Origin of the sequence: Paraburkholderia fynbosensis (genome assembly GCF_902859935.1) — a bacterium.
In the GTDB taxonomy this organism is placed as follows: domain Bacteria; phylum Pseudomonadota; class Gammaproteobacteria; order Burkholderiales; family Burkholderiaceae; genus Paraburkholderia; species Paraburkholderia fynbosensis.
This window is the reverse complement of record NZ_CADIKI010000013.1, coordinates 23,566-35,852: the sequence shown is the minus strand read 5'-3', so window position 1 is coordinate 35,852 and position 12,287 is coordinate 23,566. Positions and strand designations below refer to the sequence as shown.

Annotated in this window: 12 protein-coding genes; 11 read left to right on the top strand and 1 reads right to left on the bottom strand. The window is 64.5% G+C overall.

From position 1 onward, the window contains the following. The 4 genes from HV770_RS21470 to pcaC all read left to right on the top strand — a co-directional run bounded on the left by HV770_RS21470 (position 1) and on the right by pcaC (position 3,590). Complete coding sequence (locus HV770_RS21470) at positions 1-660, top strand: 3-oxoacid CoA-transferase subunit B (protein WP_121323532.1); 660 nt, start codon at positions 1-3, stop codon at positions 658-660. A gap of 352 nt (positions 661-1,012) precedes the next feature. Further along, positions 1,013-2,392 (top strand): 3-carboxy-cis,cis-muconate cycloisomerase, encoded by a 1,380-nt coding sequence (locus HV770_RS21465; RefSeq protein WP_175162771.1) that lies wholly within the window; start codon positions 1,013-1,015, stop codon positions 2,390-2,392. Between the two features lie 5 nt (positions 2,393-2,397). After that, complete coding sequence (gene pcaD, locus HV770_RS21460; protein ID WP_175162769.1) at positions 2,398-3,189, top strand: 3-oxoadipate enol-lactonase; 792 nt, start codon at positions 2,398-2,400, stop codon at positions 3,187-3,189. Then, the gene (pcaC, locus tag HV770_RS21455) at positions 3,186-3,590 is read left to right on the top strand and encodes a 4-carboxymuconolactone decarboxylase (RefSeq protein WP_121323529.1); all 405 of its coding nucleotides are present in this window, start codon (positions 3,186-3,188) and stop codon (positions 3,588-3,590) included. The genes pcaD and pcaC overlap by 4 nt, the downstream gene beginning before the upstream one ends. Positions 3,591-3,788: 198 nt before the next feature. Here pcaC and HV770_RS21450 read toward each other — a convergent pair whose 3' ends face one another. Continuing rightward, the gene (locus HV770_RS21450) at positions 3,789-4,448 is read right to left on the bottom strand and encodes a TetR family transcriptional regulator (RefSeq protein WP_175162768.1); all 660 of its coding nucleotides are present in this window, start codon (positions 4,446-4,448) and stop codon (positions 3,789-3,791) included. Between the two features lie 380 nt (positions 4,449-4,828). On the opposite strand from HV770_RS21450, the gene HV770_RS21445 reads away from it, so the two are divergent. The 7 genes from HV770_RS21445 (at position 4,829) to HV770_RS21415 (ending at position 12,276) form a co-directional block, all read left to right on the top strand. Further along, positions 4,829-6,433, top strand: coding sequence for a 6-hydroxynicotinate reductase (locus HV770_RS21445; protein ID WP_175162766.1), 1,605 nt, complete (start codon positions 4,829-4,831; stop codon positions 6,431-6,433). A 47-nt stretch (positions 6,434-6,480) separates the two neighbouring features. After that, entirely contained in the window at positions 6,481-7,443 is a 963-nt protein-coding gene (locus tag HV770_RS21440) for a UPF0280 family protein (protein WP_175162765.1), read from the top strand. Then, the gene (locus HV770_RS21435) at positions 7,419-8,009 is read left to right on the top strand and encodes an amino acid synthesis family protein (RefSeq protein WP_175162763.1); all 591 of its coding nucleotides are present in this window, start codon (positions 7,419-7,421) and stop codon (positions 8,007-8,009) included. Before HV770_RS21440 ends, HV770_RS21435 begins: the two co-directional genes overlap by 25 nt. A gap of 52 nt (positions 8,010-8,061) precedes the next feature. Continuing rightward, the gene (locus HV770_RS21430; RefSeq protein WP_175162761.1) at positions 8,062-8,646 is read left to right on the top strand and encodes an amino acid synthesis family protein; all 585 of its coding nucleotides are present in this window, start codon (positions 8,062-8,064) and stop codon (positions 8,644-8,646) included. A 161-nt stretch (positions 8,647-8,807) separates the two neighbouring features. Continuing rightward, positions 8,808-10,751, top strand: coding sequence for an ABC transporter permease (locus HV770_RS21425; RefSeq protein ID WP_175163035.1), 1,944 nt, complete (start codon positions 8,808-8,810; stop codon positions 10,749-10,751). Continuing rightward, on the top strand, positions 10,748-11,566 hold the full coding sequence (locus HV770_RS21420; protein WP_121323523.1) for an ABC transporter ATP-binding protein: 819 nt from the start codon (positions 10,748-10,750) through the stop codon (positions 11,564-11,566). Before HV770_RS21425 ends, HV770_RS21420 begins: the two co-directional genes overlap by 4 nt. Next, positions 11,563-12,276 carry an ABC transporter ATP-binding protein gene (locus HV770_RS21415; RefSeq protein ID WP_175162759.1) on the top strand — a complete coding sequence of 238 codons (714 nt, stop codon included), beginning with the start codon at positions 11,563-11,565 and terminating at the stop codon, positions 12,274-12,276. The genes HV770_RS21420 and HV770_RS21415 overlap by 4 nt, the downstream gene beginning before the upstream one ends. Positions 12,277-12,287: the final 11 nt, after the last annotated feature.

The window sequence follows — 12,287 nt, the reverse complement described above, 5'->3', positions numbered from 1 at the left end:
ATGAAAAAACTGACCCGCGATGAAATGGCCAAGCGCGTTGCGCTGGACATCCCCGAAGGCGCTTACGTGAACCTCGGCATCGGCGTGCCGACGCTGGTGGCCAACCACCTCGGCGCCGACAAGGAAATCTTCCTGCACAGCGAAAACGGCCTGCTCGGCATGGGCCCCGCGCCCGCCAAGGGCGAGGAAGACGACGAACTGATCAACGCCGGCAAGCAGCACGTCACGCTGCTCACGGGCGGCGCTTACTTCCATCACGCGGATTCGTTCGCGATGATGCGCGGCGGCCATCTGGACTTCTGCGTGCTCGGCGCCTTCCAGGTGTCGGCCAAGGGCGACTTGGCGAACTGGCACACCGGCGCGCCCGATGCGATTCCCGCGGTCGGCGGCGCGATGGATCTGGCGATCGGCGCGAAGCAGGTCTACGTGATGATGGAGCACCTCACCAAGCAGGGCGAAAGCAAGATCGCCGCCGAGTGCACGTATCCGGTGACGGGTGTGGCTTGCGTCGACCGCATCTACACTGACCTCGCGATGATCGACGTCACCGAGCAGGGGCTCGTGGTGCGCGAGATCTTCTCGGACATCGATTTCGATGCGCTGCACAAGCTGACCGGCGTGCCGCTGATCGACGGCACGCAAGCGGCTCGCGCGGCCTGACGCGAACGCGTGGGCGTTGTGCGCCTTGAGCTGTCTGCGCGCCACCACGGTGAGCGAGTGGCAACGCACCGGCTCGACGCGGCGCACGGCGTCTCAGGGTGACGCCAGGTGAGGATGAGTCATGAGCCTCATCCCCGCCGGCCTGCCAACCTGAACGACATGTCGGCCGCGTTTGGCGCACAATACGCCGCAACGCTGCGTGCGCCAGGTTGTCTACAGTGCATGCGGCGCTGAGCGGTATGTGTCGCGTTGAGCCTCGACTCGACGCTTGCGTCCAACGCAGCGTGTCGCGGCGCGTTCGGCAAGCCGCGCCAAATCTTCATTCCCGATTCCCTCGACTCTCGACGTCATCATGCTCGACTCCAGCGCCCGTCTAACCGGCCTTCTTTGCGGCACACAGCCGATGAACGACATATGGGCACCGCGTGCGACGCTGCAACGAATGCTCGACGTGGAAGCGGCGCTCGCGCGCGCATCGGCCGCGCACCGGGTGATTCCCCAATCCGCCGTGGCCGCGATCGAAGCGGCCTGCCAGGCCGACCAGCTCGACGCCGACGCGCTTGCGCGCGACGCCGCGCTCGGCGGCAACCTCGCCATTCCGCTCGTCAAACAGCTCACCGCGCGCGTCAAGGCGGCCGACGCCGAGGCATCGAAATACGTGCACTGGGGCGCGACGAGCCAGGACATCATCGACACGGCGACGGTGCTGCAATTGCGCGACACCTTCGATCTGCTCGACAATGGTCTGCAAGTCACCTGCGACGCCGTGGCGACACTCGCGGCGGCGCATCGCGCGACGCCGATGATCGGCCGCACCTGGTTGCAACAGGCGCTGCCCATCACGCTCGGCCTGAAATTCGCGCAATGGCTCGACGCGCTGCTGCGTCATCGCGAGCGGCTCGACGCGCTGCGTGCTCGCGTGCTGGTGCTGCAATTCGGCGGCGCGGCGGGCACGCTCGCGAGTCTGCGCGATGCCGCGCCGCAAGTCACGCAGTCGCTCGCGAAAGAGCTCGGCCTGGCAGTCCCCACTTTGCCGTGGCACACGCAGCGCGACCGCATTGCCGAAACCGCGTCGTTGTTCGGCATGCTGATCGGCACGCTCGGCAAGATAGCGCGAGACATCTCGCTGCAGATGCAAACCGAAATCGACGAACTCGCCGAGCCCGCCGCGGCCGGCAAAGGCGGTTCGTCGACGATGCCGCACAAACGCAATCCGGTCGGTTGCGCGGCCGTGCTGACCGCTGCCACGCGCGCGCCGGGGCTGGTCGCCACGGTGTTCGCCGGCATGGTCCAGGAACACGAGCGCGCGCTCGGCGGCTGGCAAGCCGAGTGGGACGCGCTGCCGGACCTCGCGCGCCTCGCGGGCGGGGCGCTCGCCAATATCCAGCAGATCGCGGCCGGGTTGAACGTGAACGTGCCGCGCCTCGCCGCGAATCTCGACGTCACGCACGGCCTGATTCTCGGCGAGGCCGTGATGCTTGCGCTCGGCGACAACATCGGCCGGCTCGACGCGCATCATCTGGTCGAACGCGCATCGAAGGCCGCGATCCGCGACGGGCAGACGCTCTTCGAGGTGCTCGCCGCCGACGCCGCCGTCACCGCACATCTTCCGCTCGAGCGCCTGAAGCAGCTGCTCGACCCCGCTCAATACGTCGGCCAGGCGCACGCTTATGTGGACGCCGCGCTGGCACTTCACACCTCGCGCGCTGAGCGCGCCCATTCCAAGGAGTAACCGGCATGCCCTACGCCGCAGTCAACGGCACCGAGCTTCACTATCGAATCGACGGCGACCGTCACGGCAACGCGCCGTGGATCGTGTTGTCGAATTCGCTCGGCAGCGATCTGTCCATGTGGACGCCGCAAGTCGCGGCGCTGTCCAAACATTTCCGCGTGCTGCGCTACGACACGCGCGGTCACGGCCATTCGGAAGCGCCGAAGGGTCCGTACACGATCGACCAGTTGACCGGCGACGTGCTCGGCCTGATGGATACGCTGAAAATCGCCCGCGCGAATTTCTGCGGACTGTCGATGGGCGGCCTGACCGGCGTGGCATTGGCCGCGCGTCACGGCGACCGCTTCGAACGTGTCGTGCTCTGCAACACGGCCGCGCGCATCGGTTCGCCGGAAGTCTGGGTGCCGCGCGCCGCGAAGGCTCGCAGCGAAGGCATGCTCGCGCTGGCTGACGCGGTGCTGCCGCGCTGGTTCACGGCCGACTATTTCGACCGCGAACCGGTCGTGCTGGCGATGATCCGCGACGTGTTCGTGCATACGGACAAAGAGGGCTATGCATCGAATTGCGATGCGATCGACGCAACCGATCTGCGCCCTGAAACGGCCGGCATCAAGGTGCCGACGCTGGTGATCAGCGGCACGCACGATCTGGCCGCGACGCCCGCGCAAGGCCGCGAACTCGCGCAGTCGATCCCGGGGGCGCGTTATGTCGAACTGAACGCCTCGCATATTTCAAACATCGAGAAGGCCGACGCTTTCACGAAGACCGTGCTCGACTTCCTGACGGAGACCAAATGAACGACGAAGACCGCTACGAAGCCGGACTCGGCGTACGTCGCGCGGTGTTGGGCAGCGCGCACGTCGATCGCTCGCTTGCGAACCGCACCGAGCTGACCGAGGAGTTCCAGAATTTCATCACCCGCTATGCGTGGGGCGAAATCTGGACGCGTGACGGCTTGCCGCGTCATACGCGCAGCCTGCTGACCATCGCAATGATGGTCGCGCTCAATCGCAGCGAAGAACTCGCGCTGCACCTGCGCGCCGCGAAGAATAATGGCGTCACGCGCGAGCAGATCAAGGAAGTGCTGCTGCAAACCGCGATCTATTGCGGCGTGCCGGCAGCCAATTCGGCGTTCCACCTCGCGGACAAATTGTTCCGCGAGGATGACGCAGCGGCCGCGGGCGACGTGAAGTCGTAAAGCGGATTGTCATGTCGTGGTGAGAAACGCGCGCCGTTCATCGGCGCGCTTAATGGTGGTCACTTCCCACCTCTTATATGCGGAGCAATGTGACCTCGGATGCGTCAGGCAATTTGCTGACGCAGACAAATCCTGCGGGCACTTCCAGCTAAACCTACGACGAGTTCTGCCGACCTGTGCGTCTTGTCGTAAGTGGCATCAACGGGACGATACCGCCCGCAACACCGTATCCTTGATAACTTCGCGCCAATGCGCGAGCGCCGCTGTTTCCATCAACGGCTCGCCGAGAAACGCGCCCAGGGTGTACTGATTGGCGTTATAAAAATAGCCGAGCGACGCGATCATCAGGTACACGTCGCGCGCTTTGATATCCGCGCGAAAAACGTTTTGCGCATGGCCCGCGTCCAATAACTTTTGCACGACGGAAATCGCGTAGCCCGAAATTTCCTTGAGCTTCAGCGATTTTTTCGCATGCTTGCCCTGGTGCAGGTTTTCGCTCGACAGCAGCGTAACGAACTCAGGATGATCGAGGTAGTACTGCCAGACGAATTCGACCATCTGTTCGAGGCCGTGCACCGGATCGTCCAGATCGAGATCGAGTTTGCTTTCCGCTTCGTTGAATTGCGTGTAGATCGTTTCCAGTACTTCGACGAACAGTTGCTCTTTGCTGCCGAAGTAGTAATAGATCATGCGATCGTGCGAGCGCGCAGCCTTCGAAATACTTTCGACGCGGCCGCTGGCATAGCCCTGTTTCGCGAACACCTTGATGGCCGCTTTCAGGATCTTGGCGCGCGTGTCTTGCGCCTGTTTCGCACGGATGCCGGTGGCGCCCGGCTTGCGGGCGGCGGTGGGACTCATGGTGGTCTCGAATCTCGTTGTTGGCGTCAGTCGAACTGCTTACGCGCGAGCCGTGCAGACCAGCTCCCCGGACACGGCGCATTTCCATCATAAGCCCGCTTTGGCCGCCGAAGCACGTGCTGCGCGTTCGCGTGCATCGGCGTAGATTGAAGCGTGATTCGCATGATGATGCCGCATTGCAGCATTCGCCCCCCCCCGGAAACTCGTTGCACACTCAATTTTGATCGAGTAGATTTCAATCAAGTTTGGTGTAGAAGATACTACATGAACGGTGAGTGACCGCAACATGAAAATAGGCGAGTCACACGAAAATCCCCTGAAACAAGGGTGATTCGTCGCCGGGCAGGACCGCTTGTAATGTCGTCGTATGGGAACCCGCCATGACAGAACATACGAAGGTCGATTTCGGTGCGGACGGTGTCGATGGCGAAACCGCGTCGACGCCCGGTCCGACCGTGCTCGAGAAGGCGGCGCCGCGCAGCGAGCGCATGGCGTCGAACAAGATCGAATGCAATGCGTGCCCGGTGCTGTGCCAGATCTCCGAAGGACGCACCGGCGCGTGCGATCGTTATGCGAATGCGGACGGGCGGCTGATTCGCGTCGATCCCGTCGTGTTTCTCGCTCGCTCGCCATCCACTGACGAAGCGGGTCAAAAGCAGGAAGCTGCGGTCGAGTTTGGCGGATCGCCCGCCGCGCATGATGCTGCCACCGAACAGGCGCTGTTCGTGACGGGCGTCGGCGCTTCGTCCACCTATCCTGACTACAAGCCCGCGCCTTTCATCGTCGCCTCGAAACTCGACGACGTCGATATGATCACCGTCGTCACCGAAGGCATTTTCAGCTACTGCAGCTTCAAGGTGAAGATCGACACAGACCGCTTTCTTGGACCGGAGCAATCGAACGTGCGTTGCCACGGCGAGATTGTCGGCCATGTGAGCACGGCGGAATACGGCTCGCAGATGCTAAGTCTCGGCGGCGTGCACCATCTCACCGGAGGCAGCAAGAAAGAAGGCCGCGTGACCTGCGACATGATGCTCGCGCTCGGCAACAAGCAAGCGGTGGAGCTGAGTATCGACGGCGGCGCGAGTCTCCTGATTCGCGCGGGCGCGGCGCCGGTGGTCGACGGTGTGGAGGAGCAGCGCATGCGCGTAGGTTGCGGCTCCGCGACCATCGGCATCTTCGCGAAGCAATGGTTCGGTCATGCCGATGAAGTGGTGGTCGTGGACGATCACATTACCGGCGTGCTCACCGAACACCAGGCGGGCCGATGTCTCGGCATGACACGTTCGGGTCTGAAGATTCGCGGACGCAAATCGACGCCCGGCCGCTACTTTCAGGTGGCGAATCCCGGCACGGGCTGGGGTGGCACCGACATTCAGGACCCGCTCGCGATCGTCGAAGGCTTCGATCCCGCCGTTGCAAAACCGGGTCTGCGTTTGCTGATGGTGTCGACCACCGGCGAACACGCACAATGGTACGAACTCGACGAGGATCTCGTGCCGCGCATCGCACCGATGCCGGACGCGGTGCGCCGCACGGTCGAGCGCATTGGCGAGAACTGCGAGCCGTCGCTCGCCACCGTGCTGTTTCTCGGCGGCGCGGGCGGCAGTCTGCGCGCGGGTGCGACCGAGAACCCGGTGCTGCTCACGCGCGCAATTAAACAGAAGCAGGTGAACGTGACCTGTGGCGGCGCCCCGGCGTACGTATGGCCTGGCGGCGGCATCACTGTGATGGTGGATGTCTCGCGCATGCCCGACCATTCGTTCGGCACGGTGCCGACGCCCGCGATCGTCGCGCCGATCGAATTCACGATGACGTATGACGCGTATCGCGACCTCGGCGGCCATCTCGACGCGGTGCGCTCATTGGAGAGTGTTCTCGCGAACGGGCCGTACCATACAGACGGAGCACCGCTCTCGCGCCGCACGCTGGCGCGCCATCCCGACAATCCGTGGCCGCCCGCGATGCCGCCGATGCTCGGCTAACGGCGCGAATCACACGAACCCGCTCACACGAGAACGCGATCCATCCGATGACCCCCACCCGCACCCGGCTCGATGCACGCCGCTGGCATTGGCAGCATGGCCCGATCGATCTGATCCTCGGCGCGGACGGCGAGCCCGCGGCGGTGCAGGCCGCGTATCAGGCGTGCTGGGCGCGTTTCGTCGACGTGTTGCCCGAGCTGGTCGGCGAATTGAAGTTGCTTCGGCAGCCCATACACATCGATGACGCGCTGAACGACACCGTATTGCATGGCCCGGTTGCGCGCCGTATGTGGTCCGCGTGCCATCCTCATCGCGCGCGGTACATCACGCCGATGGCGGCCGTGGCGGGCAGCGTCGCCGATGAACTGATCGCGGCGTTTGCACGCGAAGGCATCGCGCGCGCGTTCATCAACAACGGCGGCGACATCGCGCTTTATCTGGCTCAAGGCCAGCAGTACCGCGTCGGCGTATTCGCCGATCTCGCGAACTGCTCGGGCGCACCTCTCTCGCGCGATCACGCGCTCGACGCGGAACTGACGCTCGACGCCGGCCTGCCGGTGCGCGGCGTCGCGACCAGCGGCTGGCGCGGCCGCAGCTTCAGTCTCGGCATCGCCGACAGCGTGACCGTGCTCGCTCGCGACGCCGCCACCGCCGACGCCGCCGCGACGATGATCGCCAATGCCGTGAATCTGGACGATGAACTGGCGCACGGCCCGGCACACGTGGGAATCGTGCGCCGTCCTGCTTCGTCGCTGAAAGACAATAGCGACCTCGGCGACAAACTCGTCACCGTCGACGTCCCCGCATTGCCGCCGGCGCTGATCGACCTCGCGCTCGCGCGCGGCGTGGAGGCCGCGCAGCGTCTGCGAGTGCAAGGCTTGATCGAAGGCGCCGCGCTGTTCCTGCAAGGGCGGGCGCGCGTTGCCGGGATTCTCGAGACCGGCGCGTGGCTCACGTCGCGCGCGCCTACAACAACGGAGGCTCCGTGTTCGAAATACGCCGCGTGCTGACGCACGTCGAAGATACCTTCCACGAGTTCGGCCCCGCGCCTGCGCAGCCGCTCAGACGCGGCGCGATTGCCGCGGTGATGATGAACCCGTTCGCGGGCCGCTACGAAGCGAACATCCAGCACGCGATGGAAGCGCTCAAGCCGATCGGCTTCGATATGGCGCAGCGTCTGCTGGCGGCGATGGATGTGCCGCATGCGTCGATCGAAAGTTACGGCAAGGGCGCGATTGTCGGCTCGCGGGGCGAACTCGAGCATGGCGCGCTGTGGCATGTGCCCGGCGGCTATGCGATGCGCGAGTTGCTGGAGAAGAACGGCGTGCCGACCAACGCCATCGTGCCGTCGACGAAAAAGGTCGGCGCACCGTCCAGCGCGCTCGACGTGCCGCTCACGCACGTCAACGCGAGCTACGTGCGCAGCCATTTCGATGCGATCGAAGTGCGCGTGCCCGGCGCGCCCGCCGCGGACGAACTGGTCTACATCCTTGTGATGAGCACCGGGCAGCGCGTGCATGCGCGCGTCGGCGGTCTCGCGAAAGAGGCGATCGTGGGCCAGGACGGTTTGCGCTGAAGCATTGCATCCACACAGCAAAACGCCGCAATATCGAAACTCGGAGAGCGAAATGGCAATCAAGCTTCGCAAGCTGGTCGTGCAGGTGGACGAAACACGTATTGAAATGGGCCAGGCAATCGATCCGCCCGCGCGTCGCGCGGTCGCGATCGCGGTGATCGACAATCCGTATGCGGGCCGCTACGAGGCCAAGCTCGACGCGTTGATCGAAGCCGGTGAAGAGTTGGGCGCGCTGCTCGGCAAGCGCTGCGTCGAAGCGCTCGGTATCGCGCCCGGCGAGGCGCAGAGCTATGGCAAGGCCGCCATCGTTGGCGAGGCGGGGGAGCTGGAGCACGCCGCCGCGATTCTGCATCCGAAGCTCGGCGCGCCGCTGCGGGTGGCGGTAGAGAAGGGCGCGGCGCTGGTGCCGTCGGCGAAAAAGATGGGCACGCTCGGCACCGCCATCGATGTGCCGCTTGGCCACAAGGACGCCGCCTTCGTGCGCAGTCATTTCGATGCGATCGAAGCGCGCGTCTCGGACGCGCCGCGCGCCAACGAAATCGTCGTGGCGGTCGCGGTGACGGCGTCGGGCCGGCCGCTGCCGCGTATCGGCGGATTGCAGGTGAGTGAGATCAAAGGCGAGGACGGTTTGCGCTGAGTTTTGCTTTCGGTTATTTTCGCAGGCCCCGAAGGGGACTTTCTACGGGTGTGATGCCGTTGACGCGTGCGCGCATGGGGCCGCATGCGCTGCAACGTCTGCCGGTCGTGCCGTATGCGCTTGCCGCATACGCGCTGTCCGGCGAGCTGCCGAGGGTCGCGATGTTTTCGAATTTGCTGGTACAGCTGGTCAACGGACTCGCCGATGCGTCGACGCTGTTTCTCGTCGCCGCTGGTTTGTCGCTGATCTTCGGCGTGACGCGCATCGTCAATTTTGCGCATGGCTCGTTCTATATGTTCGGCATCTATGTCGCGTATAGCATCGCGAGCCGCTTCGGACAGACGGCGGCCGGCTTCTGGCTGTCGGTGCTGGCCGCCGCGCTGGTGGTCGCGGTGCTCGGCGCGCTCGTCGAAATGCTCGTCTTGCGGCGCATCTACCAGGCGCCCGAGCTGTTCCACCTGCTCGCCACCTTCGCGCTGGTGCTGATTTTTCGCGACGCCGCACTATGGCTGTGGGGCCCGGAAGACCTGTTCGGGCCACGCGCGCCACATCTGGCCGGCGCGGTCGATTTCCTCGGTCATCCGCTGCCCACTTATGACATCGCCTTGATCGTGATCGGACCCGTGGTGTTGCTGCTGCTCTGGTATGCGTTGACGCGCACGCGCTGGGGCACGCTGGTGCGTGCCGCGACTCAGGATCGCGAGATGCTCGGCGCGCTCGGCATCAATCAGGCGTGGTTGTTTACCGGCGTGTTTTTCGTCGGCGCGTTTCTCGCTGGTCTTGGTGGCGCGCTGCAAGGGCCGCGCATGTCGGCGAATCTGTCGCTGGACCTGGAGACGATCGGCAATGCGTTCGTCGTGGTGGTGGTGGGCGGGATGGGGTCGATTCCGGGCGCGTTCGTCGCCGCGTTGATCATCGCGGAGATCAAGGCGCTGTGCATCGGCATTGGTCACGTGACGATCTTCGGCGTCGGCTTGTCGCTGAGCCGCTTTACGCTAGTGGCCGAATTCGTCGTGATGGCGGTGGTGCTGGTGGTGCGGCCCTGGGGTCTGCTGGGCCGTGCGAGCGCCGTGGTGCGCGGCATGGCGGCACCGGACACGCCATTGCGTTCGGCGGGCAAGCGGCTCAAATGGCTGGCCGCCCTCGTGTTGCTGATTCTCGTGCTGGCGCCGCTCGCGGCTAACGCGTTTCCCTACATGCCCGTGCTGCTGGTCGAGATACTCATTGCCGTGCTGTTCGCGACGAGCCTGCATTTCATCATGGGACCGGGCGGCATGCATTCGTTCGGCCACGCCGCTTACTTCGGCCTCGGCGCATACGGCGCCGCGTTGTTCCTCAAAGTGCTGAATCTGCCGATGGAAGCCGCATTGCTGCTCGGCCCGTTATTGGCGGTCGGCGGCGCGCTGGTGTTCGGCTGGTTCTGCGTGCGCCTCTCGGGTGTCTACCTCGCGATGCTGACGCTCGCGTTCGCGCAGATCGTCTGGTCGGTCGTGTTCCAGTGGGACGATGTGACTGGCGGCAGCAATGGTGTGCTGGGCTTGTGGCCGTCGAACTGGTTGTCGTCTCCAGTGGCGTTTTACTATCTGACGCTCGTTTGTGCGGTGATCGGGGTGTGGTTGCTGCGCAAGATGCTGTTCTCGCCACTGGGTTATGCGATGCGCGCGTCGCGCGATTCCGTGTTGCGCGCCGAGGCGATCGGCATCGACGTGAAGCGGGTGCAGTGGGCGGCGTTCGTGATCGCGTCGCTGTTTTGCGGGCTCGCCGGCTCACTGTACGCGTTTTCCAAGGGGACGATCTCGCCGGAAGTGATCAGCGTGAGCCGTTCGGTGGACGGCCTCGTGATGGTGCTGCTCGGCGGCTTGCAGACCCTGAGCGGACCGATCGTCGGCGCGGCCGTGTTCACCTGGCTGCAGGACACCGTCGCGCGGCAAACCGACTACTGGCAGGCGTTGCTCGGCATCGCGATCCTGCTGCTGGTGATCGCGTTTCCGCAGGGAATTGTCGGATTCATCCGCGAGCGTTTCGGCGACGACAGCGCCGACGCCGCAGACACGGGCACCGCGCAGCCGTCGCAACGCGCAGCTGCGGTCAAGGAGGGGCTATGAGCCTGCTGCGCGTCTCCGGTCTCTCGCGATCGTTCGGCGGTCTGAAGGCGGTCGACAACGTCTCGTTCGATCTCGAAGCCGGTCAGCTGCTCGCGCTGCTCGGCCCGAACGGCGCGGGCAAGTCGACCTGTTTCAACATGGTCAACGGGCAGTTGCCACCGTCGTCAGGATCGATCCGTCTCGATGGTCAGGAGCTGGTCGGCATGCGTCCGCGCGATATCTGGCGGCTCGGTGTCGGCCGCACGTTCCAGATTGCCGCCACCTTCAATTCGATGACCGTGCTGGAAAACGTGCAGACGGCACTGGTTTCGCGCGAACGCAAAACCTTCGGCCTATGGAAGTCCGCGGGCTCGCGTTACACCGACGAAGCCTTCGCGCTGCTCGAGCAGGTTGGCATGGGCGCGGACGCGCATCGCGCGTGCGGCGTGCTCGCGTATGGCGACGTAAAGCGTGTCGAACTGGCCATTGCATTGGCCAACCGTCCGAAGCTGCTGCTGATGGACGAACCCACCGCCGGCATGGCGCCGAAGGAGCGTAACGAGTTGATGGCGCTCACCAAACGGCTCGTCACCGAACACAGGATCGGCGTTCTGTTCACCGAGCACAGCATGGACGTTGTATTCGCGTACGCCGATCGCATGATCGTTCTGGCGCGCGGCAAGCTGATCGCCGAGGGCGATGCCGACACGATCCGCAACGACCCGCGCGTGCAGGAAGTCTATTTCGGCACGGGCAAGACTTTCCGTCCGCACGCACCGCTGCATGACAGGGCGGGCGGCGAGGCGAGACCAGCAGGACAGGGAGCACAGCAATGAGCGAGCCGATGCTGAAAGTCTCCGGTCTCAATGCGTTCTATGGCCGCGCACATATCCTGTTCGATGTCGGTCTCGAAGTCGGCCGTGGTGAAGTCGTCGCGCTCATGGGCCGCAACGGCGCTGGCAAATCGACGACGATGAAAGCGGTGATGGGCCTGCTGCCGCGCCGTCACGGCGAGGTGACGTTTCGCGGGCAGAACATCGCCGCGTTGCCGCCGTACAAGATCGCACGGATGGGCATGGGCTTCGTACCCGAAGATCGCCGCGTATTCGCCGATCTCACCGTGATGGAGAATCTCGACGCCGGCCGTCAGCCGCCGCGCGAAGGCGCGCCGCAATGGACGCCGGACAAGCTGTTTCGCCTCTTTCCCAATCTCGGCGAAATGCCGCGGCGCCCAGGCGGGCAGATGAGCGGCGGCGAACAGCAGATGCTGACCGTGTCGCGCACCTTGATGGGAAATCCGTATCTGGTGCTGCTCGACGAACCGTCGGAGGGCGTGGCGCCCGTGATCGTCGAGCAGATGGCGAACATGATTCTCGAACTCAAACGCGAAGGGCTGTCGATTCTGTTGTCCGAACAGAACCTGCACTTCGCCGAGCTGGTCAGCGACCGCGCGTATGTGCTCGAAAAAGGGCAGATCCGTTTCAGCGGCACGATCGGCGAACTCGCACGGAACGAAACAGTCAGGCGCGCTTATCTGAGCGTGTGATTCAGCGGCGC

Excerpts from the sequence above, each read along its gene's own strand:
- HV770_RS21470 (WP_121323532.1), top strand. The coding sequence starts at position 1 with ATGAAAAAACTGACCCGCGATGAAATGGCCAAGCGCGTTGCGCTGGAC.
- HV770_RS21465 (WP_175162771.1), top strand. The coding sequence starts at position 1,013 with ATGCTCGACTCCAGCGCCCGTCTAACCGGCCTTCTTTGCGGCACACAG.
- pcaD (WP_175162769.1), top strand. The coding sequence starts at position 2,398 with ATGCCCTACGCCGCAGTCAACGGCACCGAGCTTCACTATCGAATCGAC.
- pcaC (WP_121323529.1), top strand. The coding sequence starts at position 3,186 with ATGAACGACGAAGACCGCTACGAAGCCGGACTCGGCGTACGTCGCGCG.
- HV770_RS21450 (WP_175162768.1), bottom strand. The coding sequence starts at position 4,448 with ATGAGTCCCACCGCCGCCCGCAAGCCGGGCGCCACCGGCATCCGTGCG.
- HV770_RS21445 (WP_175162766.1), top strand. The coding sequence starts at position 4,829 with ATGACAGAACATACGAAGGTCGATTTCGGTGCGGACGGTGTCGATGGC.
- HV770_RS21440 (WP_175162765.1), top strand. The coding sequence starts at position 6,481 with ATGACCCCCACCCGCACCCGGCTCGATGCACGCCGCTGGCATTGGCAG.
- HV770_RS21430 (WP_175162761.1), top strand. The coding sequence starts at position 8,062 with ATGGCAATCAAGCTTCGCAAGCTGGTCGTGCAGGTGGACGAAACACGT.
- HV770_RS21425 (WP_175163035.1), top strand. The coding sequence starts at position 8,808 with ATGTTTTCGAATTTGCTGGTACAGCTGGTCAACGGACTCGCCGATGCG.
- HV770_RS21420 (WP_121323523.1), top strand. The coding sequence starts at position 10,748 with ATGAGCCTGCTGCGCGTCTCCGGTCTCTCGCGATCGTTCGGCGGTCTG.
- HV770_RS21415 (WP_175162759.1), top strand. The coding sequence starts at position 11,563 with ATGAGCGAGCCGATGCTGAAAGTCTCCGGTCTCAATGCGTTCTATGGC.